Raw genomic sequence first — 23,871 nt, forward strand, 5'->3', positions numbered from 1 at the left:
ACGACGACGTCGCTTCGCGAACAGACCGCTCACCCCCAAAAGGGGATGAGTAATCTCTTACGTGTTCATCGAATCGAAGAAATCCGCATTGGTCTTGGTCTGCTTGAGCTTGTCGATGAGGAACTCGATTGCGTCGGTGGTTCCCATCGGCGCCAGGATGCGGCGCAGCACGAAGATCTTCTGCAGGTCCTGGCGCGGCACCAGCAGGTCTTCCTTGCGGGTGCCGGACTTGAGGATGTCCATGGCCGGATAGATGCGCTTGTCGGCGACCTTGCGGTCGAGCACGATTTCCGAATTGCCTGTGCCCTTGAACTCTTCGAAGATGACTTCGTCCATGCGGCTGCCGGTATCGATCAGCGCGGTTGCGATGATGGTCAGCGAACCGCCTTCCTCGATGTTGCGCGCCGCTCCGAAGAAGCGCTTCGGGCGCTGCAGCGCGTTGGCGTCGACACCGCCGGTCAGCACCTTGCCGGATGACGGCACCACGGTGTTGTAGGCGCGGCCGAGGCGGGTGATCGAATCGAGCAGGATGACGACGTCGCGGCCATGTTCGACCAGGCGCTTGGCCTTCTCGATGACCATTTCGGCGACCTGGACGTGGCGCACCGCCGGTTCGTCGAAGGTCGAGGACACGACCTCGCCCTTCACCGAGCGCTGCATGTCGGTCACCTCTTCCGGCCGCTCGTCGATCAGAAGCACGATCAGATAGCATTCCGGGTGATTGGTGGTGATGGAGTGGGCGATGTTCTGCAGCAGAACCGTCTTGCCGGTGCGCGGCTGCGCGACGATCAGGGCGCGCTGGCCCTTGCCGAGCGGCGCCACCAGGTCGATGACGCGCGGCGAGATGTCCTTGGAGGTCGGAACCTCCATTTCCATCTTCAGCCGCGAGGTCGGGTAAAGCGGCGTCAGATTGTCGAAATGGATCTTGTGGCGAATCTTCTCGGGGTCGTCGAAATTGATGGTGTTGACCTTGAGCAGCGCGAAATAGCGCTCGCCCTCTTTCGGGCTGCGGATCGGCCCTTCGACCGTATCGCCGGTCTTCAGCGAAAAGCGACGGATCTGCGACGGCGAGATGTAGATGTCGTCGGGACCTGGCAGATAGTTGGCGTTGGCCGAGCGCAGGAAACCGAACCCGTCCTGAAGCACCTCGACCACGCCGTCGCCGATGATCTCGACGTCCTGGGCGGCCAGCTTCTTCAGGATCGCGAACATCAGCTCCTGCTTGCGCATGACGCTGGCGTTCTCGACCTCGAGCGATTCGGCGTAGGCGATCAGCTCTGGCGGCTTCTTGTTCTTGAATTCGGTAAGTTTCATTTCTTGCATAGACGGACTCTGGGTGAGCTTTGGGAAAAAAATATCGGCGGGATGCGACAAATGCCGGGCGCGGCCGAAAACAATGAGGGGCGGCGCATGACGGGAAGGAAGACCCGTCTTTTATCGTCGGTCGGATGAAAGAGCAAGCCGCGTTTTAACAGGCCTGATCGGCCTCAGAACGGCTTGACGACAACCAGGATCACGATGGCGATCATCAGCAATGTGGGGATCTCGTTGACGATCCGCCAGTGCCTCGCCGGTTTTTCATTGCGATCCTCGGCGAATTTGCGCACCGCGCCGGCCAGATAGCCGTGAACGGCTGACAGCAGCAGCACCAGACCGATCTTGGCGTGCAGCCAGCCGCCCTGGAAGCCGAAGACTTTCCAGGCGAGCCAAAGCCCGAACACCCAGGTGACGATCATCGCCGGATTGATGATGCCGCGCAGCAGGCGCCGCTCCATCACCTTGAAGGTCTCCGACTGCACCGACCCTTTCTCGGCATCGACGTGATAGACGAACAGCCGCGGCAGATAGAGCATGCCGGCCATCCACGAGATGACGCCAAGGATATGGATCGCCTTTGCCCAGGGATAGAAACTTTCGGGCGCGACGAAAAACAGAAGCGCCGTCAGCACGATCAGCACGACGATGCTGACGACCATGCGCATCATCGCCTGTCCGGTGCTGTTGGTGTTGTTCATCTCGCTCATCAGCGTGCCGCGCTCCTCACCTGCTTCACCATCGCCTCGACATGCGCGATCGGCGTCTCCGGCGTGATGCCGTGGCCGAGATTGAAGATCAGCGGCCCGTCTCCCAGCGCTTTCAGGATCGCCTCGACGCCGTCCGACAGCGCCTTGCCGCCGGCCACGAGCCTCAAGGGATCGAGATTGCCCTGGACCGCACCCGAACGCTGCAGATCCTTCGCCGCCGCCAGCGGCACCGTCCAGTCGATCCCCAGCCCCGTCACGCCGGTCTTCTGGCGATAGGTCCGGTAGCGCGCTCCCGCGCCCTTGGGGAAACCGATGATCGGCACATCGGGATGAACGGCGCGAACCTGGCGGACCATCTCCGCCACCGGCCAGACACAAAACTGGTCGAACGTCGCATCGTCGAGCACGCCGGACCAGGAATCGAAAATCTGCACCACATCCGCGCCGGCTTCGATCTGCCGGATCAGATAGGCCGCCGAATGGTCGGCAAGCACCTTGAGCAGATGCTGAAACGCCGCCGGCTCGCGATAGGCGAACAGCCGCGCCGGCGCCTGGTCGGGCGTGCCATGGCCGGCGATCATATAGGTCGCCACCGTCCAGGGCGCGCCGCAGAAGCCGATCAGCGTGGTTTCATCAGGCAGCCTTGTCCGCAACCGGCGAACCGTCTCGTAGACCGGTTCGAGATTCACGTGAAACACATCGCTTTCCAGAGCCATGATCTCGGCCACGGAGATCGGCGTCAGCAGCGGCCCTCGCCCTTCCTCGAAGCGAACGTCGCGGCCAAGCGCATGCGGAACGACAAGAATGTCGGAGAACAGGATCGAGGCGTCGAAGCCGAAGCGCTCGATCGGCTGCAAGGTCACTTCCACCGCAAGGTCGGGGTCGTAGCAGAGGTCCAGGAACGAACCGGCGCGCCTGCGCGTTTCACGATATTCCGGCAGATAACGTCCGGCCTGACGCATCATCCAGAGCGGAGGCGGAAAGTGCGCCTCGCCCTTCAGGACGTCCAGCATGATCCGGCTTCTGGGCATTGAGCGCTCGCCTCTCCGGCCTTCCTATAATCAAAGATTCTTATATCGAAGATTCTTCTGATTCTAAGAGTCTGTTGGTTGTGGTGGTTGTCACCTGTCCCGCTTCGCCAGGCAAAAAGCCAGCAAGCATATTGTCGCGCGCTTCCCTCTCCCGGCTGCAGGGCTCTGGGGATGGTCCGGAATCCGTCATCGGAGTCAAAGCCTTAGCAAGCCAAGGAAGAATCCCGCCCTGTGGATGGCTGAAAGGCAACAGGGACCGTCCCCAGATTTGTCCCCAGCCGCCCGGCCAAGCTGACAGCACAGCGAATTGTGGACAAACTGCCATCTGATACAGTCGCCTCCGACCGGCGCCTCTTTCTGTCCCGGCTTATCCACATCCGCCCACAGCCCCAGGTGATCCTTGTGAACAAACCCCAGAGCTTCTTTCACCTGCACCTGATTTCCGACGCCACCGGCGAAACGCTGCTCGCCGCCGGGCGGGCGGCTTCGGCGCAATACAAGGACGCGCGGGCGATCGAGCACATCTACCCGCTCATCCGCACCGAAAAGCAGGTCGCCAAGGTGTTCGAGGACATTGAGGAGGAGCCGGGCATCATTCTCTATACGGTCGTCGACCAGAAGCTGGCGCGCGGCATCGACGAGCGTTGCGCCACCATGGGCCTGCCTTGCGTGTCGGTCCTGGAGCCGGTGCTCACCGTGTTCCAGTCCTATCTTGGCACGCCGGCCGGCCGCCGCGTCGGCGCCCAGCACGTTCTCGACGCCGAATATTTCCGCCGCATCGATGCCCTCAACTTCACCATGGACCACGATGACGGCCAGCTGCCGGCCAATATGGACGATGCCGATGTCGTGCTGATCGGCATTTCGCGGACGTCGAAGACGCCGACCAGCATCTATCTCGCCAACCGCGGCATCAAGACCGCCAACATCCCGATCGTGCTCGGCGTGCCGGTGCCGGAAAGCCTGGTCAGCGCCTCCAAGCCGCTGATCGTCGGGCTGATCGCCACCGCCGAGCGCATTTCGCATGTCCGCCAGAACCGCATCCTCGGCAACAGCAGCTCCTATGTGCCGACCGACTATGTCGACCGCGCCGCCATCAACGAGGAGCTCGCCTACGCCCGCCAGATCTGCACGCGCCACGGCTGGCCGATGATCGACGTCAGCCGCCGCTCGATCGAGGAAACGGCGGCTGCGATCGTTGCCCTGCGGGGGAAGAACAGATAATTGAACGAGGAGTGCGTTTTCCGAGACTTCTTAGCGGAAACTCGGCGCCGCCCCTCACCTGCCTGCCGGCATCCTCTCCCCGTATAGTGACGGGGAGAGGGGCGCTGTCGGAGAAGGTTTCGCCAATCACCGGCGTAGCCGAAGAAGAGCGCCCGCGCTGAAGCTGCCCCTTTCTCCCCGTCTCTATACGGGGAGAAATGTCCGGCAGGACAATGAGGGGCGGTGCCAACGTTGCAGATTGAAGCTCATATCCCAACCGCGCCTGTACCTGCGCCTGAGTGAAAAATGACCGAAAAAATCACCCTCGCCTCGGGCAGCCCTTTCCGTAAGGCGATGCTCCTCAATGCCGGGCTCGACATCGAGGCCGTGCCGGCCGATGTCGACGAGCGTGCGCTCGAGGCGCCGCTGCAGGACAGCGGCGTTTCACCCGAGGATGTCGCGCTGGTGCTGGCCGAGGCCAAGGCCACCGAGGTCAGCGAGCGCAGGCCGGGCGCGCTGGTGCTCGGCTGCGACCAGACTTTGTCTTTGGGTGACGAAGTGTTCCACAAGCCGGCCGACATGGAGGGCGCGCGCCGCCATCTCCTGGCGCTGTCGGGCAGGACCCATCAGCTCAACAGCGCCGCCGTGCTGGTGCGTGACGGCAAGGTGCTGTGGCGCCATGTCGGCATCACCGGCATGACCATGCGCAAGCTCGACCCCGGCTTCATAGGCCGGCATCTCGCCCGTGTCGGCGCCAAGGCGCTGGCCAGCGTCGGCGCCTACCAGATCGAAGGCGAAGGCATCCAGCTCTTCGAAAAGATCGAAGGCGATTATTTCACCATTGTCGGCCTGCCGCTTTTGCCGCTGCTGGCGGAATTGCGCATGCTGGGGGCCATCGATGGCTGATGCAACGAAGAAGGCTTTTGTGTCAGGCCACCCGATCAAGCATTCGCGCTCGCCAAAAATCCACGGCCACTGGCTGGCCCAGCACGGCATCGACGGCAGCTACGAGGCGATCGACGTGGCGCCGCAGGACTTCGCCGATTTCATCGGCACATTGCAGGCAAACGGGTTTCGCGGCGGCAATGTCACCATTCCGCACAAGGAAGCCGCCTTCGCTCTTGTCCACCGCCGCGACGAGGCGGCCGAAGAAATCGGCGCCGTCAACACGCTGTGGTTCGAGGACGGCGTGCTGTGGGGCGGCAACACCGACGGTCACGGCTTTGCCGCCAATCTCGATGATCACGCGCCGGGCTGGGCGAACGCAGGCCCCGCGGTCGTGCTCGGTGCCGGCGGCGCGTCCCGCGCTGTCATCCAGGCGCTGAAGCAACGCGGTCTCAGCGACATCCGCGTCGTCAACCGCACGCTCGCCCGGGCGCAGGAATTGCGCGATCGTTTCGGTGGCGGCGTTTCGGCGCATGGCACGGCCGCGACCAACGAATTGCTGGCGGATGCCGGCCTGCTGGTCAACACCACGGCACTCGGCATGGTCGGCAATGAAGGCCTCGCCGCCGATCCGGCCTTGCTGCCGGACCATGCCATCGTCACCGACCTTGTCTATGTGCCGCTCGAAACCCCCCTGCTCGCCGCCGCGCGTGCCAGGAGGCTGAAGACCGTCGACGGCCTCGGCATGCTGCTCAACCAGGCCGTGCCCGGCTTCGAACACTGGTTCGGCGTCAGGCCGCGGGTCACGGCTGAGCTGCGCGCCCTCATCGTTGCCGATCTGGCGCCGAAGCCATGATCGTGCTCGGTCTCACCGGCTCGATCGGCATGGGCAAGTCGACGACGGCAAAAATGTTCGCCGAGGCGGGCGTGCCCGTCCATGATTCCGACGAAACGGTGCATCGCCTCTATTCGGGCACGGCCGCGCCTTTGATCGAGGCCGCTTTTCCCGGAACGGTTGTCGACGGCGTGGTTGACCGCGCAAGACTTGGCGCGCGTGTGCTAGGCGATGCCGACGCGCTGAAGCGGCTGGAAACCATTATCCATCCGCTGGTGCGCGCCGACGCCGACGCCTTCCTGGCCAGGCATCGTACCGGGGGCGAATCGATCGCCGTGCTCGACATTCCGCTGCTGTTCGAAACCGGCGGCCGTGGCCGCGTCGACAAGGTCGTCGTCGTCACGGCGCCCGCCGAAGTCCAGCGCCAGCGCGTGCTGGTGCGGCCGGGCATGACGGAAGAAAAGCTGGCGGCGATCCTGGCCAAGCAGGTGCCGGATGCGGAGAAGCGCAGGCTGGCCGATTTCGTCATCGACACCGGCCAGGGGCTGGACGCCGCGCGCGCCGCCGTCGCCGCCATTATTGCCGAACTCCGGGGACAAAGGGGTTCCTGACGGCGGGCTGTCAGCATTGCCCATTGCCATTTTGTTCCGGTCTCGTGATTCTGCTCACCCAGGAGCGAACTGATTCGATGCGCGAGATCATTTTCGATACGGAAACCACCGGCCTTGATTCGCGCGACGACCGTGTGATCGAGCTGGGCGGCGTCGAGCTGGTCAACCGTTTCCCGACCGGCAGGACGTTCCACCACTATATCAACCCGCAGGGCCGAGCTATCCATGAGGAGGCGCAGGCGGTGCACGGCATCAGCGCGGCGGATCTTGCGGGCAAGCCGACCTTTGCCGAAATCGCCGAAGAGTGGCTGACCTTCACCGACGGAGCCAAGCTGGTCGCGCACAACGCCACTTTCGACATCGGCTTCCTCAACGTCGAATTCGGCCGGCTCGGCCATCCCGTCGTCGATCCAGGCCGCGTCGTCGACACGCTGGCGCTGGCGCGCCGCAAGCACCCGATGGGGCCTAACTCCCTCGATGCGCTCTGCCGGCGCTACGGCATCGACAACACCAAGCGCACCAAGCACGGCGCGCTGCTCGATTCCGAATTGCTGGCCGAGGTCTATATCGAGCTGATCGGCGGCAAGCAGGCGGCGCTGATCCTCGACAGCGCCACCGCGCCGGCTCAGGGCGAGAATGTCCGCCACATCGAGATCATCGCCGCCGAGCGCCCGAGGCCGCTGCTGCCGCGCCTGACCGAAGCCGAGCGCGCGGCGCATGCCGCCATGGTCGCCACGCTCGGCGAAAAGGCGCTCTGGCTGAAGGCCAATGCCTCCGAAAAGAGCATCGCTGCGTCCTCGTAGAGCAATTCCAGGAAAAGTGTGAAGCGGTTTTCCGTCCGGAATTGCGGCGAAACGAGAGGACGAACCACGGTCCTCAATACGGCCAATCACCGCGGCCAAGCGCCGCAATTGCAGCAATGATCCGCGCGAACGCTTCCGCCGCGGCCGGCACCGTGGTGCGGGCGCGCAGGAAACTGTGCACCAGGCGCTTCTCTTCATGCCACCATGCCTTGCCGCCGGCCGCGACGATGCGGTCGCGGTAGGTTTCGCCATCGGAGGATAGCGGGTCGCACTCGGCCGTGATGATCACCGTTGGCGGCAGGCCGGAAAAATCGCGGTCGCGCAGGGGTGAGAAAGTCGGATCGTCGGGCGATTGACGCTTGGCCGAACGGACGTCGCGGTAGAAGGCGATATCGCCGACGGACAGCAGCGGTGCTTCGGCATGTTCGGCATAGGAGCCGGAGCGCTCGTCGCCGCCGAGGCCGGGATAGATCAGCACCTGGCCTGCCGCGGCGCGGTCGTGCCGGCGCGTCGCTTGCGCCACGGCGGCCGCCAGATTGCCGCCGGCGCTCTCGCCGCACAGGACGAGCGGCCGACCTGACGTCGCCGCCCATGCGAAGGCGGCCATCGCATCGTCGAAGGCGGCCGGGTGGACATGCTCCGGCGCCAGCCGGTAGTCGACCGACACCACGTCGAAGCCGGTGCCGGCGCAGATCTCGGCACAGATATCGTCATGGCTTTCGAGCCCGCCGAGGATGAAGCCGCCGCCGTGGAAATAGAGCACCATGGCTCGCGCCGCCTTGCCGGCGCACTGGTAGTGGCGGATCGGAATGCCATGGCCCGGCGCGGCGACCAGGCCGTCGCTGGCCTTGACCCCGGCCGGCCGGCCCTGACGAAAAGCCCGGCACATCCTGTCATAGACCGCGCGCTGCTTGTCGATCGGCAGGCCGATTACCTCGGGCGGGTACCAGGCATTGACGCTGTCGATATAGGCCCACAGGGCCGGGTCGAGCCATGTTTCATATTTGCCGCGGCCGGTCATGTCGGTCTGCTGTCATAGCGCGGCGTAGAGCGCGGCCGCATTGTCGAAGGTGAAGCGCAGCGGAACCGACCCCTCGACCTGCCAGGCGGTGACCGTCTCGCCGGCCAGCAGCCGGCAGGCGCCGTCGGTGTCGGTGACCGCGCCGCCATAGAGCCGGTTGGCGAGGTTGAGGATGCCGGTCTGGTGCATGGCGGCGCTGCCGCTGCCGCAAGCATCCTTGACCAGCAGCACCCGAAAGCCGCGCGCCACCGCATCCTTCACCGTGGCGTCGATGCAGGCCTCGGTCCAGACGCCGGCGACCACCAGCCATTCGATGCCGGAGGCCTTCAGCCGATCGGCCGCCGGCCCGCTGCGGAAGGCGCTGGCCTCTGCCTTGATCAGGAGCGCTTCGTCCCCGGCCGGCGCCACTTCGTGGCAGATCTCGGTCAGCGGATCGCTCTTGTCGGAAAACGCCGACTTGCCGTCGGCGCCAACGGGATGAAAGGGCCGGTCCTGCTTGTCGAGATCGACGATATAGGCCCAGTGGTACAGCGGCACATGGTTGGCGCGCGCCGCCCCCTGGAGCCGCTGGACGTTGGCCAGGATGCCGGCGAAACCCTCGACGAGATAGCGCTTGTCCTGCCGGTGCTCTTCCTGCAGGTCGATGAAGATTGCGGCCACCGTGCCTGTGCTGATGGAGATGGGAGCCTTCACGCCAGAAACTCGTCCTCATAGGGAAAGCGCGACAGCAGCTCCGTGCCCGTCTCGGTGATCAGGATCTCGTCCTCCAGCTTGACGCCCTCGCGGCCGCCCTTTTCGCCGATATAGCTTTCCACGCTCACCACCATGCCTGGCACGATATGGCCGTCGCGGCCATAGGTCTCGTAATCCATGGCATGCGCGATGAACGGTGTCTCGCCATGCATGCCGACGCCGTGCATGACCGAGGTGTAGCGCTGGTCGACGAAACGGTCGGGGATCTTCCAGGCCTTTTCGGCGATTTCGCGAAACGCCATGCCGGGCTTGACGATCGAGATGTTGTGCTGAACCTGGTCGTGCGCCATGCGGTAGAGCGATTTCTGGTAATCGGTCGGCTTGCCCGGCCCACAGCGGAAGGTGCGGGAGAAATCGGAATAGTAGCCGTAGCAGCCGATCGTGTCGGTATCGAGCGCCAGGAGTTCGCCGGGCCTGATCTTGCGGCCGCTCGCCTCGTTGAACCACGGATTGGTGCGCTGGCCTGAGGTCAAGAGCCGCGTCTCGATGAACTCGCCGCCCTGGCGGATGACCTCGCCATACATGATGGCGAACAGCTCGTTTTCGGAAACGCCGGGTTTGATCGCCTCGCGCACGGCGTAGACGGCGGCCTCGGCACCGGCCATCGACACCTGCAGGCATTTGACCTCTTCCGGTGTCTTCACCGCGCGCACCGCGAGAATCTCGCCCTGGCAATCCTTGACCTCGCAGCCGCGCTTTTCCAGCGCCAGCGCCTGCAGATGGCTGCAGCGGTCGAGCCCGAGCTTCATCGAGCCGCCGCCATGCTTCTTCAGCAGTTCGGCGATCTCGTCGGCGAAGGGGCCGGCGGTTTCGTCGTCACGGCCGGAGACCGACGACCAGACCAGCTTGGAAGGCCGCGCCTCGTCGATCGTGTCGAGCACCATCGAGACATGGTAGCTCTGAGGGTACTCGAACAGCACGATCGGCCCTTCCGTCGGGATGAAGAAGTAGCGGGTCGAGTTGCGCAGGAAATAGCCGAACATGTTGCGCGAGCCGGTGGCGTAACGCTGGTTGTAGGGGTCGAACAGCACGACGCCGCCATAGCCGGCCTCGCGCATCCAGCCGCGCAGCTTCGCCAGCCGGCCCTTGCGCAGCGCGTCCGCGTCGATGAAGGACGGCTCGGTGTCGGACAGCCACATGCCGCCGGCCGGATCGGCCGCCGCGGGGTGACGCATGCGATCCTTGAAGTCGACGTCCTCGGTGCTGTCGGGGTCGAATACGACGATGCTCATGGGCCTTGCCTCAGGTCGGTTGCAAGGTCAGACCATGGCGCAGGAGGGGCGGGTCGATTGTGCGGAAAACCGCGTCTGTTGTGCGGGATGCCGCTGGCCAATGGTTACGGCGCTGTCCCGCCCACGTCTCATCGCGCCAGCGAGCGCCGGCCCTAATGCCTCCGCGCCAGTTTCGGCGGATGGCCATGCTCCTCGCGAAAAGCCCGGGCAAAGCTCGACATCGAGGCAAAGCCGCAGGCCAGCGCCACGTCGCGCACGGCGAGCGTCGAATGCGCCAGGAGATCGGCGGCCCGCTTCAGCCTGAGCCGCCGGTAATAGCCATTGGGCGAGATATCGAGTTCGGAGCGGAAGGAGCGCTCGAGCTTGTCGGACGACACGCCGAGCCTGGCCGTCAGTTCGGCCATCCCCAGCCGCTCCTCGACCGCGTCCTCCATGATGGCGATCGCTGACAGCACCAGCTCGTTCTGCACGCCGGTGCGCAGCCTGAGCGGCATCAGCTTGCGGTCGACGCTAGAGCGCAGCTGGCTGTGCACGAACCATTCGGCGACGCCGGCGGCAAGTTCGGCGCCGTAGTCGCGGGTGATGATCTCCAGCATCATGTCCAGACTGCCGACGCCGCCGGCCGAGGTGAAGCGCTTGCGATCGATGACGTAGAGATCGCGCCGCAGCTCGATGGTAGGAAAGGCTTCGGTGAAGGCGGCCTGGCTGGTCCAGTGCAAGGTGCAGGCATGGCCGTCGAGCAGGCCCGCGCGGGCGAGAAAAAACGCCGCGTCCGCCACGGCGCCGATATGCGCGCCATTGCGCAGGCTGCGCCGAATCCAGCCCGCCGCGTCCTCGGCGACGAGATGATCGGCGTCACCGCCCGAGCAGACGACGATGCGGTCGACCTTCGGCGCGTCCCCGGCATGGAACCCCGGCTGGATGACGACCCCATTCGACGCCTCGACCGCGCCCTCCGTGCCGCCGACGATGATCCAGCGATAGCACTGCCGTTTCGCCAGGATGTTGGCGGCGCGCAACGGCTCGATGACGGAACTGAACGCCATCATCGGAAAGCCGGGGAACACCAGCACCGCGAAGGTCAGGGGTTCGGTGGGTTTTTCGGGTTCGCGCGTGGCCATGGCCGCTACATCTCGGGCGAATGGGGTTTGGGGTCAACCTGGGTGATGCCGATCTCCAACGTCGGCGCCGCCCCTCATCGGCCTGTCTGCACCTTCTCCCGGTATGGAGACGGGGAGAAGGGTATGACGCAACCCTCGGCGCCTTTCTTGAAACGTTGGCAATTGGCGAAATCATCGATGCCAGCATCCTTCTCCCCGTCTCTATACGGGGAGAAATGCCCGGCAGGGCAATGAGGGGCGGCGCTGACCTTAGCGATTTGAGGTCTATCCCCCCAGCGCTTGCTCCAGATCCGCGATCAGGTCATCGCCATCCTCGATCCCCGCCGACAGCCGCACCAGCGAATCCGAAATGCCGATCTCCGCCCGCTTCTCGGCGGGAATGGACCCGTGTGTCATCAGCGCCGGATGCTCGATCAGGCTTTCCACCCCGCCGAGGCTTTCGGCCAGCGTGAACAATTGCGTGCGTTCGAGGAAGCGTTTGGTTCCCGCGAGATCGCGGTCGAGCACGGCTGATATCATGCCGCCGAAGGCGTGCATCTGCTGGACGGCAATGGAATGCTGCGGATGGCTGGCGAGACCGGGATAAAGGACCCGGCGCACGTCCTTTCGCGCTTCCAGCCACTGCGCGATTTTCAGCCCATTGTCGGAATGCCGCTCCATCCGCAGCGCCAGCGTCTTCAGGCCGCGCAGCGCCAGGAAACTGTCGAACGGGCCCGATATGGCGCCGATGGCGTTCTGCAGGAATTTCAGTTGGGCCGCCAATTCCTTGTTGTCGCCGACGACGGCCACCCCGCCGACCATGTCGGAATGGCCGTTGAGATACTTTGTCGTCGAGTGCACGACGATATCGATGCCGAGTTCCAGCGGCCGCTGGATATAGGGGCTGCAGAACGTGTTGTCGGCGACGGTGAGGATCCCCTTGCGCTTGGCCAGTGCGGCAACGCCTTCGAGGTCGACGATGCGCAGCAGCGGGTTGGTCGGCGTCTCGACCCACAGCAGCTTCGTCTCCGGCCGGATCGCGGCTTCCACCGCGGCAAGGTCGGTGAAGTCGACGAAAGAGACCTGCAGACCCGCCGAGCGCTTGCGTACCCGCTCCATCAGCCGGAAGGAACCGCCATAGATGTCGTCGGTGGCGACGATATGCGCGCCGGAATCGAGCAGTTCCAGCACGGTCGAGATCGCCGCCAGGCCGGAGGCGAAAGCGAAGGCGGCCGTTCCGCTTTCGAGATCGGCCACCGCGCGCTCGAAGGCGAAGCGCGTCGGGTTCTGGCTGCGGGCATACTCGAACCCCTTGTGCACGCCGGGCGACTGCTGGCCGTAGGTCGAGGTGGCATAGATCGGCACCATCACCGCGCCGGTCAGCGGATCATGGCTCTGGCCGCCATGGATGGTGCGCGTCGAGAAGGCCAGGCGATTCTTGCCCGATGGTGGTGATGGTGTGTGGCTGGTCATCGTGCGCGCCTCAAATGGTTGATCAGGTCGATGCGGGTGATCAGGCCGACGAACTCGTCGCCGTCGAAGATGATGGCGACCTCGTTGCGGTCGAACACCGGCAGCAGCGCATCCAGCGTCTGGCTGGCCTGCAGCGTGTGCAGATTGGAGGTCATCGCCGTGCGCACCGGGCCGTTGAAGCGTTCCCAGCGCCCGTCATAGGGACCGTCGACCTTGGCGAGGATATCGCTTTCGTCGACGATGCCGATCAGCTTGCCGTCTTCCAGAACCGGCAGCTGCGAGACGTCGGAGCGGCGCATGCGGCCATAGGCATTGAGCAGGCTTTCGTCCGGGCCGACATAGACCGTATCGCCGGTGCGGTGCGTGCGCATGACCAGGTCGCGCAGATCGCCATGCTGCTCGTGCTCGGCCAGGCCCTGTTCGGCCAGCCAGAAATCGTCGAACACCTTCGACAGGTACTTGTTGCCGCTGTCGCAGACGAAGGTGACGACGCGCTTCGGCGCCGTCTGCTCGCGGCAATAGCGCAGGGCGGCCGACAAGAGCGTGCCCGAGGACGAGCCGGCCAGAATGCCTTCGCGCGACAGGAGATCGCGCACCGCCAGCATGCTTTGCTTGTCCGTGATCGAATAGGCCTTCTTGACCAGCGACAGATCGGCATTGGGCGGCACGAAATCCTCGCCTATGCCTTCCACCGTCCAGCTGCCGGCCTCTTCCATCTTGCCGGTCTTGATCAAGGGCGCCAGCACCGAACCGACCGGATCGGCCAGCACCATCTCGGTCCTGGGCGACACCGCGGCGAAGTAGCGGCCAAGCCCGGTCAGCGTGCCGCCCGAGCCGACGCCGACGACCACCGCGTCGACATTGCCGTCGAGCTGCGAAAAGATCTCCGGGCCGGTGGTCGTCTCATGCGCCAGCGGGTTGGCCGGATTGGCGAACTGGTTGGCATAGAAGGCGCCGGGCACTTCGGCGGCGATCTTCTCGGCCATGTCCTGGTAATATTCCGGGTGACCCTTGCCGACATCGGAGCGCGTCATGCGCACCTCGGCGCCCAGCGCGCGCAGATGCTGGATCTTCTCGCGCGACATCTTGTCGGGCACGACCAGCACGATGCGGTAGCCCTTGGGGATGCCGACCTGGGCAAGGCCGAGGCCGGTATTGCCGGCGGTCGCCTCGACGATGGTGCCGCCGCGCTTGAGCTTGCCCTCCCTCTCCGCCGCCGCGATCATCGACAGCGCGATGCGATCCTTGATCGAGCCGCCGGGGTTCTGGCTTTCGAGCTTGATGAACAGCCGGCATTTGCCGGTGTCGAACCTGGTCAGCTCGACCACCGGCGTCTGGCCGATCAGGTCGAGTACCGACGCATAGGGCGGACGCAGGCGGGAGGTTGCGCCTTCCGAGGGGGCGATCTCGTGCTCGCTCATTTCGATGCTCCATGGTCAAGGCGAGCAACCGCCGGGGCGTGCGGTAGCCTATCCTCTTTTCCTGCCCTTTGCAGTCGGAAAGAAGATAGACCGTGCCAATCAACCGGCCAGACGGGGAATGAAATTCCACCTCTTGGCTGGGGATGCCAGCCCAGGCGTTACTGCCGGTGTCCCGCCGGCATCAACGCCTTCAACCCAGCAACTGCTTGCTCAGCCGCGCGCACTGGACGCGTATGTCGGGAATGGCGTCGATCTCGAAGAAGGTGCCGCGCGTCAGCGGGCCGACGGCGAGGACATTTCGCAAGACCGTGCCGTCGCCGGCGATGATCTCGCAATTGGCCGACACGTCGAGGCCGATGCGCATCGGATCCGGTCGCGCGAGCCCGCGATCGACCAGCGAACGCACCACGCTGTTCGACGAGGTCGAAATGTCCCGCACGATGCCCGAGCAATCATAGATACGGGCGACGTCGAAAGGCTCGATAAGCTGGCTGTGGCGTGACTGGACATCGACGCTGAAAGCCTCGCCCGGCGTGATGCCGACGACGCGCCCGGCGACAAGCCGGATGCGTCCCGATTGCACGGCTTGCGTCACCTTGGCGTAGACCTCCGGCGCCATGCGATGGCGATGGATATCCCACCAGGCCTTGGTGTGCTCGACGAAGCGACGCTTGGCGGAAGCCGGCCAGTTCTGCCAGATCTTCTGGTTGAACGGCCTGAGACCATCGACGACATCGCGCCAGTCGATGCCGGCTTTCTGGTTCTCGCGGATCAGGTCGCGGAACCAGCCGACGAAATAGGAAAGCTGGGTACCGAGCGGAATGTCGGCGACGTCGAGCTTGATCGGATTGCCCTTGCGGTGCGGCGACGGCAGCAGGCCGCGCCGCGACACGGCGACGATCTCGCCCGTGTGGCCGCGCTGTTCCAGCGCCAGGAACGCGTCGACCATGCTGAGGCCGGTGCCCAGCACCATGACGCGGCTTTCGGGGTCGAGCGCGGTGTCGGCCTCCGAGCCCATGCGGATCGCATGGCCTTGCGCCGGCTGTTCGTCATGGCCGGTGGCAAGTATGGCCATGTGGGCGACGACGCTGGTGCCGTTGGCGAGCGCCACCTCGACGCCGGACGCGGTCGGCGTGATCGACAGGCTCTCTTCGTGGATCAGGCGCAGCCGCCCGGTCGGCTGCTCCTGCGCTTCGAGATCGTCGAGCAACTCGCCGAGATAGCGGGCATAGAGGCTGCGCGGCGCGTAGAAGGGTGTCTGCGGTGTCTGCTCTGGATCGACCAGGCCACGCCCCTGGAGCCAGCGCCAGAAATTGCCGGGGTCGTCGGCATAGGCGCTCATGCCGGCGGCGCTGACATTCAAGACATGCGCCGACAGCAGCGTCGAATAGGCGATGCCCTGGCCGAAATGCGGGCGCTTTTCGATCAGCGTGACGCGCAGATCCGGATTGGTCGATTTCAGGAGATGCGCGGCCATCACGACGCCCGAGGCGCCGCCGCCGACGATGATTATGGAATTGGCGCGCGCGCTCATGCGCCCACCTGCGCAATGCGAGGCGTCAGGCCTGGACCTTCACCGGCAGGTCGCCGATGTCCCTCGCCGACGTAAGGTCGTCGAGGCCGATGTCGCGCATTTCGGCGAGGCTGCGCTGGTCGAGCACCTCGGCGATCGCCTGCCGGACCTCGAGCATCAGATGTCGGACTTGGCATGTCGCCTCGTTGCAGTCTTCACAGCGCTGATATTGTGTGCGGCTGGCGCAGGGAATTGGCGCCAGCGGCCCGTCGAGGACGCGCACGACATGGCCGACCTTGATCTCGTCGGCCGGCCGCGCCAGGCGGTAGCCGCCATCCTTGCCCTTGCGGCTCTGGACGAAACCGGCATTGCGCAACTCGCCCAATATGGCGTCGAGAAATTTCTTCGGGATGTTGTTGCCGGTCGCGATGTCGTTGACGAAGGCGAGCTGCCCGACCGGCAGGTGCGCGAGATGGACCAGCGCCTTGAGGCCGTACTTGCCTTTTTTGGTGAGCATCGACCGAACGTTTCTCTGTCATGCGTGGCACGAGGCCATCCGTTGCGAAACGCCTGGCGAGCCTCCCCGCCGCGCCCAAGCATCCATGACACATAAATTCTAGTGACATGATATACAAGCCGAAAAACGTTGATTTTGCTTCGCTTTCAAGCCGCTGGAGCCATTTTGTCAGGCGTTTGTGTCACCAAGAGCACAGAACCGCACTTCGACGGCGCCGGCGGCAAATGGTTTCCCGCGGGCCCCGCCGTGCCGCGCGCCGATTCATGCGCCTCCGGCAGGCGACGCATGCCGTGAGCGATCATGGTGGTGGGATGCCCGCTCATCGTCGCCTCCAATCCCTCAAGTCGATAAGGATACTATACTTAGCCTCGAACACGCGGAACGGCTTGTCAATTCCGTGGCTGTTTGAGGCATCGATTTGCGTGTCGATCGCAAAAGCAAAGACTGTCGTTCGCAGGGGACGGCGCCGGCTGTTGAATAGCCCGAGCATTCCCGACTTCGTCCACGGGCGGAGCAGATCCAGGGGTCTGTGCCGTGTCGCTTCGCTCCTTGCTTGGCCCCAGGATGGCGAAGCCTGGGCGTTCGCGGGGGCGGCATTCCTGTTCACACGGCCATTTGCCATTGTGGCGGAGAACGCCGCTGCAGCTTCCCTTCCGCCTCCGCGCCGCTCAGCTTTTTTCAACAAACCCATCTCGTTGGAAGGATTAACTCTACAAGGCCGATGGAATTGGCTGCTCGGCCGTGCATCCGACGACAAGGCGGCGAGGCACGAGCGCTCGCCGGCGCCGGTCCGATTCCCAGCCGGCCGCGACCGCCTGCCGCCGCGCGACGAAGGCTTTTACTCGGCCTGGCAGCACTGGTCGCAGTGAGGGCGGTCAGTTCCGCAGCCGGTAGCCGGTCTTGAAGATCCAGGCGACGATGGCGATGCAGACGGCCAGGAAGACCAGCGTCATGCCGAGGCTGACGCCGACCGAGACGTCGGCCTTGCCGTAGAAACTCCAGCGGAAGCCGCTGATCAGATACACGACCGGGTTGAACAGCGTGATCGTCTTCCAGATGCCCGGCAGCATGTGGATCGAATAGAAGCTGCCGCCGAGGAAGGTGAGCGGTGTGACGATCAGCAGCGGCACGAGCTGCAGCTGCTCGAAGCTCTTCGCCCAGATGCCGATGATGAAGCCGAACAGGCTGAAGGTCACCGCCGTCAGCACCAGGAAGGCGATCATCCAGAAGGGATGTTCGATCTGCAGCGGCACGAACAGCGAGGCGGTGGCCAGGATGATCAGGCCGAGGATGATCGACTTGGTCGCGGCGCCGCCGACATAGGCGATGACGATCTCCAGATAGGAGACCGGCGCCGACAGAAGCTCATAGATCGAGCCGACGAATTTCGGGAAGTAGATGGCGAAGGAGGCGTTGGAGATCGACTGCGTCAAGAGCGACAGCATGATCAGCCCCGGCACGATGAAGGCGCCGTAGCTGATGCCGTCGATCTCGGTGATGCGCGAGCCGATGGCCGAGCCGAAGACGACGAAGTAGAGCGATGTCGAGATGACCGGCGAGATGATGCTCTGCAGCACGGTGCGGAAGGCACGCGCCATCTCGACCCGGTAGATCGCCCATACCGCGCGCAGGTTCATGGGTCTCTCCTCACCAGATTGACGAAGATCTCCTCGAGCGAGCTGTTTTGCGTGTCGATGTCGCGGAACTGGATGCCGCCGGCCTCGAGGTCGCGGATCAGCGAGGCAACGCCCGGCCGTTCGGCCTGGTTGTCATAGGTGTAGGTCAATTGCCCGCCATCCGGCGAAAGCTCCAGCGCGTAGCGCGAGAAGGTTTCGGGAATGGCGGTCAGCGGGTTGCGCAGCTCCAGCACCAGCCGCTTGCGGCCGAGCTTGCGCATCAGCTCGGCCTTGTTCTCGACCAGGATGATTTCGCCGCGGTTGATGACGCCGACGCGGTCGGCCATCGCTTCGGCTTCCTCGATATAGTGGGTGGTGAGGATGATGGTGACGCCATCCTCGCGTAGGCGGCGCACCATCTCCCACATGTCCTGGCGCAATTCGACGTCGACGCCCGCCGTAGGCTCGTCGAGGAACAGGATGCGCGGCTCATGCGACAGCGCCTTGGCGATCATCAGCCTGCGCTTCATGCCGCCTGAAAGCGTGATCGCCTTGGCGTCCTTCTTGTCCCAAAGCGACAGGTCGCGCAGCACCTTTTCGACGAAGGCTGGATTGGCCGGCTTGCCGAACAGGCCGCGGCTGTAGTTGACCGTCGCCCAGACGCTCTCGAAAGCGTCGATGGTCAGTTCCTGCGGCACCAAGCCGATCAGGCTGCGCGCGGCGCGGTAATCCTTGCTGATGTCGTGGCCGTCGACCGTTACGGTGCCGGTCGAGCGGTTGACGATGCCGCAGACGATCGAGATCAGGGTCGTCTTGCCGGCGCCGTTCGGCCCGAGCAGCGCGAAGATCTCGCCGCGCTGGATGTCGAGATTGACTTCCTTGAGTGCGGTGAAGCCGGTGGCGTAGGTCTTGGAGACCCCGGAAATGGACAAAATGGAGGGCATGGCTGGAAACGGCTGCCTGAAAGAGGTCCCCTGATATAGGCCGAATGTCGTCGCGCGCAACCGCCAGTCAATGGCGCTGCTGACAGTTCTGGACAGCCACTGCCGGGCGTGGCTGGAGATGTGGCGTATGAACCGGTAAAATTGTCCTGTGGCGTTGAGCCTCGCGGCGGGACGCCGCTTTGACCAACCGGCATTACAGGCATACGCTGCCGCCAGCAAACAGCAGCCGGAGCCCGCCATGGACCCGCTCATACTGTCGCGCATCCAGTTCGGCGCGAATATTTCGTTTCATATTCTGTTTCCTACCATCACCATTGCACTTGGCTGGGTGCTGCTGTTCTTCAAGCTGCGCTACAACGCGACCAACGATTCTGCGTGGATGCGCGCCTATTTCACCTGGGTGAAGGTGTTCGCCCTGTCCTTCGCCATGGGCGTGGTGTCCGGCGTCACCATGAGCTTCCAGTTCGGCACCAACTGGCCGGGCTATATGGAGCATGTCGGCAACATCGCCGGGCCGCTGCTGGCCTATGAGATCCTCACCGCCTTCTTCCTCGAGGCGGCCTTCCTCGGCATCATGCTGTTCGGCTTCCGCCGCGTCTCCAACCGCGTCCACACGCTGGCGACGGTGCTGGTGGCCGGCGGCACGACGGTGTCGGCGTTCTGGATCATCGCGCTCAATTCCTGGATGCAGACGCCGGCCGGCTTCGAGATGATTGACGGCAAGGCGCATGCCGTCGACTGGTGGGCCATCGTCTTCAACCCGTCGATGCCTTACCGGCTGGTGCACATGCTCCTGGCCTCGGGGCTGACGGTCTCGTTCCTGATAGCGGGCCTCTCGGCGCTGCGTCATCTCAACGGCGACCGCTCGGAATCGATGTGGAAGGCGTTGCGCACCGGTGTCTTCACCGCCGCGATCCTGATCCCGATCCAGATCTTTGCCGGCGACCAGCACGGGCTGAACACGCTGGAGCACCAGCCGCAGAAGATCGCCGCCATGGAGGCCAACTGGAACACCGGCCCCAACGTGCCGCTGGTGCTGTTCGCGCTGCCCGACGAGGCGGCCAGGGAAAACAAATTCGAGATCGCCATTCCCGACGGCGCCAGCCTGGTGCTGCGGCACTCGACCAGCGGCGTGGTGCCTGGGCTGAACGACTACCCCGGCAACCATCCGCCGGTCTTTCCGCTGTTCTGGAGTTTCCGCATCATGGTCGGCACCGGCCTGTTGATGCTCGCGGTCTCGTGGTCGGCCGCCTTCTTCCTCAAGCGCCGGCACAGCCTGCCCAAGCCGCTCGCCATGCTGATGGTGCCGATGGCGCTGTCGGGCTGGCTGGCGACGCTGGCCGGCTGGTACACGACAGAGATCGGCCGCCAGCCCTGGCTGGTCACCGGCGTGCTGAAGACCGCCGATGCCGTCGGCCCGGTGGCGGGCAGCCATGTCGCGCTGACTTTGGCCGTTTACCTCATTCTCTACGTGCTGTTGCTGATCGCCTATCTCGGCGTGCTGGTGCATCTGGCGCTGAAAGCGGCGAAGGATGGGGATTCATCACCGTTGCCGGGCGTCATGAAAGCCGCCATGTCGCAGCCGGCGGCCGGGGAGTAAGAAAAATGACCTTCGACTGGCCGACCGCTCTCCCGCTGATCTTCGCCGGCCTGATGGGCCTCGCCATCCTGATCTATGTCATTCTCGACGGTTTCGATCTCGGCATCGGCATCCTGTTCGCCGTGGCCGAGGACGCGGAGCAGGATACGATGATCGCGGCGATCGGTCCGTTCTGGGACGCCAACGAGACCTGGCTGGTGCTCGCCGTCGGCCTGCTGCTGGTCGCCTTCCCGATGGCGCATGGCGTCATCCTCACCGCGCTCTACATTCCCGCCTTCGTGCTCTTGGTCGGGCTGATCCTGCGCGGCGTCGCCTTCGATTTTCGCGCCAAGGTGCCAGCTGGCCGCAAGCATCGCTGGAACCGCATCTTTTTCCTCGGCTCGCTCATCGCCTCGCTGGCGCAGGGCTATATGCTGGGCGTCTACGTGCTCGGCCTCGATGTCGGCCTGGGCGGCATGGCGTTCGGCGTGCTGGTGGCGTTCTGCCTGGCCGCCGCCTATGCGGCGATGGGTGCCGCCTGGGTGATCTACAAGACCGAGGGCGAGCTGCAGAAGAAAGCAGTGCGCTGGCTGCGCACCGCGCTGGTGCTGACGGCGCTCGGCATGGCGGCGGTGTCGCTGGCGACACCTTTCGCCAGTCCGCGCATCTTCGACAAATGGTTCGTCTGGCCGCAGATGCTCTATCTCTCGCCGCTGCCGATCCTGTCGGCGCTGTTGTTCCTGTGGCTGTGGCGGCAGACCTTCCATCTGCCCAAGCCGGACGACCGCCATGCGCTGACGCCGTTCCTGACGCTGGCCGCCATCTTCGCGCTCGGCTTTGCCGGTCTCGCCTGGTCGTTTTACCCCTTCGTGGTGCCCGACAAGCTGACCATTTGGCAGGCGGCCTCGGCGACGGAGAGCCTCGCCATCATCCTGGCCGGCACCGTGGTGGTGCTGCCGATCATCATCTTCTATTCCTTCTATGCCTACCGCGTTTTCGGCGGCAAGGCGACGGATCTGACGTATGATTGAGGGCGTCTTTCTCCCCGTATGGCGACGGGGAGAAGGCACGGATCAATTGCTCGCCGCCAGCACCAGCACCGGCTTCTCGCTGTACAGCGCCGGGAACAGCTGCTTCAGGTTCGCCACCTTGGGCAGGTCGTTGTAGACGATGTAGGGATAGGTCGGGTTCAGCGTCAGGAAATCCTGGTGGTAGTTCTCGGCCGGATAGAAGGTTTTGCCGGTCTCGATCGTGGTGACGATCCGTGCCGGATAGAGCTTGGCCTTGTCGAGCTGCTCGATATAGCTCTGTGCGATCTTCTTCTGCGTGTCGTTCTCGGCAAAGATCGTCGAGCGGTACTGTGTGCCGGAGTCCGGTCCCTGGAAGTTCAGCTGCGTCGGATTGTGGGCGACCGAGAAATAGACCTGCAGCAGTTGGCCATAGGTCACCTTCGACGGGTCGTAGGTGATCTCGACCGACTCGGCGTGTCCGGTGCGGCCGGTGCCGACGGTCTCGTAGACGGCGTCATCCTTGGCGCCGCCGGTATAGCCGGAGACGGCCTTGCTGACGCCCTTGACGTGCTGGAACACGCCCTGCACGCCCCAGAAGCAGCCGCCGGCGAAGATCGCCGTCTCTTTGCCCGGGGCGGCCTTTTCGTCCATTGCCGGCGGCGGGATCACCACCGCGTCCTCGGCCGAGCGCGCCGGCGTCTGCCACAAGGCCGCCGCCGCCACCGCCGCGAAACCGAGCACGGCCAGCGCGCCGCGGGCAAGGAACGGCCGTGTCTTTTCGATACCGGTCATGTTCTGATCTCCTGTTGTTGGTCCATTATATACGAGGCGAGCCGCCAGGAGCTTCTCAATTTGCCGTGCGGCGGCTCCTGTCGGCGGCGCCCCCCTCATCCGGCCCGTCGAGCCACCTGTGCCGGGCGAGATCCGCGCCTCGCCCGGAATGGTCGGCCGAGCGAAGCGGAACCTGCGTGAGGGGAGCCGGCCTGGCTTACTGCGCCGGCTTCATCGCATCCACCGCCGGTTTCATGGCATCCGCCGCAGGCTTCATGGCATCCGCCGCCGGCTTCATTGCGTCCGCCGCGGGCTTCATCGCATTGGTGGCCATCGGGTCGGCGGGCTTCATGGCATCCGCCGGTTTCATGGCATCCGTTGCCGGCTTCATGGCATCCGTCGCCGGCTTCATGGCGTCGGTGGCCATCGCATTGGCAGGCTTCATGGCGTTGGTGGCGTCGTCGGCACGGGCGCCGGCGACGAAAACGGCGGCCGAAAGCGCGAAGGCGAGCGCCGGCAGGGTCAGGTACTTGGTCATGGAAGTTCTCCTTGGGTTTTGGCGCGCAAGCGGGCCGGGTGATGCGTTGCCGCTGCATGCGGCCCCGCGCGAAGAGAAAGAAAAATCAGTTGGTGGCGGCGGCCAGGATCGGCCCGCCGCCCGGCGACTGCACCAGCACGGCGGTGTTCAGGCCGCCCGAGGCGGCGGGCAGCGCATAGGACGTGGCCTCGCCCGTCCAGCTGCCGAGTTTTTCCAGGGCGTGCACGACATTGGCATGCGGCAGCGTGCGGCCGGTGTTTTCGCCGCGCGCCACCGGCACCTGCACGACGCCCTTGGCATAACGCACCAGCCAGACATCGGCCTTGCCGCCCGGTGCGGCGCCGGCGCCTATCGCCACCTTGCCGCCCGCGAGCGACAGCGAGGGGCCGCCGGTCTTGCCGGTCGCCGAAATCAGATGCTCGATCTCGCCTGGTGCGGCGCCGACCACATCGGCATGGCCGTTGACCACGACTTGCGGCGTGAACGGCCCGTCATGGCCGAGCGGCGGCTCGTAGGAAACCTGGCGCTGGGTGAACTCCTGCTTTCCAAAGGTGTCCTTCCAGCCGAGATAGTCCCAGTAGGTGACGTTGAAGGACAGCGCCAGCACGCCGGGCTGGTCCTTGACCTTGATCAGATTGGCATTGGCCGGCGGGCAGGACGAGCAGCCCTGGCTGGTGAACAGCTCGACGACGCTGAGCGGCTGCGCGGCGGCGGCACCGAGCGAGGCGGCGAGCGCGATGGCGCCCAGGCTGGACAGGGCGATCAATTTTCTGGATCTCGGCATAGGTGGGCTCCCGTGGGGGACGGCGCTGGGATGCGCCGGTCATTCCCCCACTTCGCCGCCATCGGCCGCTTCGTTACAGCGCTCACCGGTTTGTGATTGGAGCGCCTCTTCCTTCTCCCCTTGCGGGAGAAGGTGGCCTCGCGAAGCGAGGTCGCATGAGCGGTGCTCCAGCGGAGTGAGGCGTTGGCGTTCCCTGGAACCCCCCTC

23 protein-coding genes are annotated in these 23,871 nt (G+C 64.7%); 7 read left to right on the top strand and 16 right to left on the bottom strand.

Translation table 11 applies throughout. The features are described 5' to 3' along the window. Positions 1 to 57: 57 nt before the first annotated feature. From rho to hemE, 3 genes are all read right to left on the bottom strand, one after another. Positions 58 to 1,323 (bottom strand): transcription termination factor Rho, encoded by a 1,266-nt coding sequence (gene rho, locus C1D09_RS21485; protein ID WP_019862177.1) that lies wholly within the window; start codon positions 1,321 to 1,323, stop codon positions 58 to 60. 164 nt (positions 1,324 to 1,487) lie between these two features. Next, the gene (hemJ, locus tag C1D09_RS21490; RefSeq protein ID WP_143976205.1) at positions 1,488 to 2,024 is read right to left on the bottom strand and encodes a protoporphyrinogen oxidase HemJ; all 537 of its coding nucleotides are present in this window, start codon (positions 2,022 to 2,024) and stop codon (positions 1,488 to 1,490) included. Beyond that, entirely contained in the window at positions 2,024 to 3,055 is a 1,032-nt protein-coding gene (hemE, locus tag C1D09_RS21495) for a uroporphyrinogen decarboxylase (protein WP_143976206.1), read from the bottom strand. The genes hemJ and hemE overlap by 1 nt, the downstream gene beginning before the upstream one ends. Positions 3,056 to 3,457: 402 nt before the next feature. Here hemE and C1D09_RS21500 point away from each other — a divergent pair, with 402 nt between their 5' ends. The 5 genes from C1D09_RS21500 (at position 3,458) to dnaQ (ending at position 7,392) form a co-directional block, all read left to right on the top strand. Then, positions 3,458 to 4,279 (top strand): pyruvate, water dikinase regulatory protein, encoded by an 822-nt coding sequence (locus tag C1D09_RS21500; RefSeq protein WP_010912477.1) that lies wholly within the window; start codon positions 3,458 to 3,460, stop codon positions 4,277 to 4,279. Positions 4,280 to 4,564: 285 nt separating this feature from the next. Next, the gene (locus C1D09_RS21510) at positions 4,565 to 5,164 is read left to right on the top strand and encodes a Maf-like protein (RefSeq protein WP_143976207.1); all 600 of its coding nucleotides are present in this window, start codon (positions 4,565 to 4,567) and stop codon (positions 5,162 to 5,164) included. Next, positions 5,157 to 5,999 carry a shikimate dehydrogenase gene (locus C1D09_RS21515; protein ID WP_143976208.1) on the top strand — a complete coding sequence of 281 codons (843 nt, stop codon included), beginning with the start codon at positions 5,157 to 5,159 and terminating at the stop codon, positions 5,997 to 5,999. Before C1D09_RS21510 ends, C1D09_RS21515 begins: the two co-directional genes overlap by 8 nt. Next, positions 5,996 to 6,589 (top strand): dephospho-CoA kinase, encoded by a 594-nt coding sequence (gene coaE, locus C1D09_RS21520; RefSeq protein ID WP_143976209.1) that lies wholly within the window; start codon positions 5,996 to 5,998, stop codon positions 6,587 to 6,589. Before C1D09_RS21515 ends, coaE begins: the two co-directional genes overlap by 4 nt. A 77-nt stretch (positions 6,590 to 6,666) precedes the next feature. Further along, a complete protein-coding gene (gene dnaQ / locus C1D09_RS21525) occupies positions 6,667 to 7,392 on the top strand; it encodes a DNA polymerase III subunit epsilon (RefSeq protein ID WP_143976210.1) in 726 nt (241 codons plus the stop codon). A gap of 73 nt (positions 7,393 to 7,465) precedes the next feature. Here the strand turns inward: dnaQ and C1D09_RS21530 are convergent, their stop codons facing one another. From C1D09_RS21530 to C1D09_RS21585, 10 genes are all read right to left on the bottom strand, one after another. After that, positions 7,466 to 8,413, bottom strand: a complete 948-nt coding sequence (locus C1D09_RS21530; RefSeq protein WP_143976211.1) for an alpha/beta hydrolase — start codon at positions 8,411 to 8,413, stop codon at positions 7,466 to 7,468. A gap of 12 nt (positions 8,414 to 8,425) precedes the next feature. Then, the gene (locus C1D09_RS21535; RefSeq protein ID WP_143976212.1) at positions 8,426 to 9,106 is read right to left on the bottom strand and encodes an isochorismatase family protein; all 681 of its coding nucleotides are present in this window, start codon (positions 9,104 to 9,106) and stop codon (positions 8,426 to 8,428) included. Next, entirely contained in the window at positions 9,103 to 10,398 is a 1,296-nt protein-coding gene (locus C1D09_RS21540; RefSeq protein ID WP_143976213.1) for a M24 family metallopeptidase, read from the bottom strand. The genes C1D09_RS21535 and C1D09_RS21540 overlap by 4 nt, the downstream gene beginning before the upstream one ends. A gap of 152 nt (positions 10,399 to 10,550) precedes the next feature. Continuing rightward, entirely contained in the window at positions 10,551 to 11,519 is a 969-nt protein-coding gene (locus tag C1D09_RS21545) for a GlxA family transcriptional regulator (protein ID WP_143976214.1), read from the bottom strand. Between the two features lie 264 nt (positions 11,520 to 11,783). After that, positions 11,784 to 12,971, bottom strand: a complete 1,188-nt coding sequence (locus C1D09_RS21555; protein WP_143976215.1) for a trans-sulfuration enzyme family protein — start codon at positions 12,969 to 12,971, stop codon at positions 11,784 to 11,786. Beyond that, positions 12,968 to 14,392, bottom strand: coding sequence for a pyridoxal-phosphate dependent enzyme (locus tag C1D09_RS21560; RefSeq protein WP_143976216.1), 1,425 nt, complete (start codon positions 14,390 to 14,392; stop codon positions 12,968 to 12,970). Before C1D09_RS21560 ends, C1D09_RS21555 begins: the two co-directional genes overlap by 4 nt. A 190-nt stretch (positions 14,393 to 14,582) precedes the next feature. Further along, complete coding sequence (locus C1D09_RS21565) at positions 14,583 to 15,926, bottom strand: FAD/NAD(P)-binding protein (protein ID WP_143976217.1); 1,344 nt, start codon at positions 15,924 to 15,926, stop codon at positions 14,583 to 14,585. 25 nt (positions 15,927 to 15,951) lie between these two features. Beyond that, the gene (locus C1D09_RS21570) at positions 15,952 to 16,422 is read right to left on the bottom strand and encodes an RrF2 family transcriptional regulator (RefSeq protein ID WP_143976218.1); all 471 of its coding nucleotides are present in this window, start codon (positions 16,420 to 16,422) and stop codon (positions 15,952 to 15,954) included. Positions 16,423 to 17,297: 875 nt separating this feature from the next. Continuing rightward, entirely contained in the window at positions 17,298 to 18,059 is a 762-nt protein-coding gene (locus C1D09_RS21580) for an ABC transporter permease (RefSeq protein WP_019862205.1), read from the bottom strand. Next, positions 18,056 to 18,982 (bottom strand): ABC transporter ATP-binding protein, encoded by a 927-nt coding sequence (locus C1D09_RS21585; RefSeq protein ID WP_143976219.1) that lies wholly within the window; start codon positions 18,980 to 18,982, stop codon positions 18,056 to 18,058. The genes C1D09_RS21580 and C1D09_RS21585 overlap by 4 nt, the downstream gene beginning before the upstream one ends. Before the next feature lie 238 nt (positions 18,983 to 19,220). On the opposite strand from C1D09_RS21585, the gene C1D09_RS21590 reads away from it, so the two are divergent. Both C1D09_RS21590 and C1D09_RS21595 read left to right on the top strand, forming a co-directional pair. Then, positions 19,221 to 20,582 (top strand): cytochrome ubiquinol oxidase subunit I, encoded by a 1,362-nt coding sequence (locus C1D09_RS21590; RefSeq protein ID WP_143976220.1) that lies wholly within the window; start codon positions 19,221 to 19,223, stop codon positions 20,580 to 20,582. A gap of 5 nt (positions 20,583 to 20,587) precedes the next feature. Next, entirely contained in the window at positions 20,588 to 21,592 is a 1,005-nt protein-coding gene (locus tag C1D09_RS21595; protein ID WP_143976221.1) for a cytochrome d ubiquinol oxidase subunit II, read from the top strand. 42 nt (positions 21,593 to 21,634) lie between these two features. On the opposite strand, the gene msrA is transcribed toward C1D09_RS21595, so the two are convergent. From msrA to C1D09_RS21610, 3 genes are all read right to left on the bottom strand, one after another. Beyond that, complete coding sequence (gene msrA, locus C1D09_RS21600; protein WP_143976222.1) at positions 21,635 to 22,363, bottom strand: peptide-methionine (S)-S-oxide reductase MsrA; 729 nt, start codon at positions 22,361 to 22,363, stop codon at positions 21,635 to 21,637. 196 nt (positions 22,364 to 22,559) lie between these two features. Next, positions 22,560 to 22,880: a hypothetical protein gene (locus tag C1D09_RS21605; RefSeq protein WP_143976223.1), complete on the bottom strand. Its 321-nt coding sequence runs from the start codon at positions 22,878 to 22,880 to the stop codon at positions 22,560 to 22,562. An 85-nt stretch (positions 22,881 to 22,965) separates the two neighbouring features. Beyond that, the gene (locus tag C1D09_RS21610) at positions 22,966 to 23,664 is read right to left on the bottom strand and encodes a DUF1223 domain-containing protein (RefSeq protein WP_143976224.1); all 699 of its coding nucleotides are present in this window, start codon (positions 23,662 to 23,664) and stop codon (positions 22,966 to 22,968) included. Positions 23,665 to 23,871: the final 207 nt, after the last annotated feature.

It is taken from the genome of Mesorhizobium intechi (assembly GCF_002879535.1).
Classification (GTDB): Bacteria; Pseudomonadota; Alphaproteobacteria; order Rhizobiales; family Rhizobiaceae; genus Mesorhizobium; species Mesorhizobium intechi.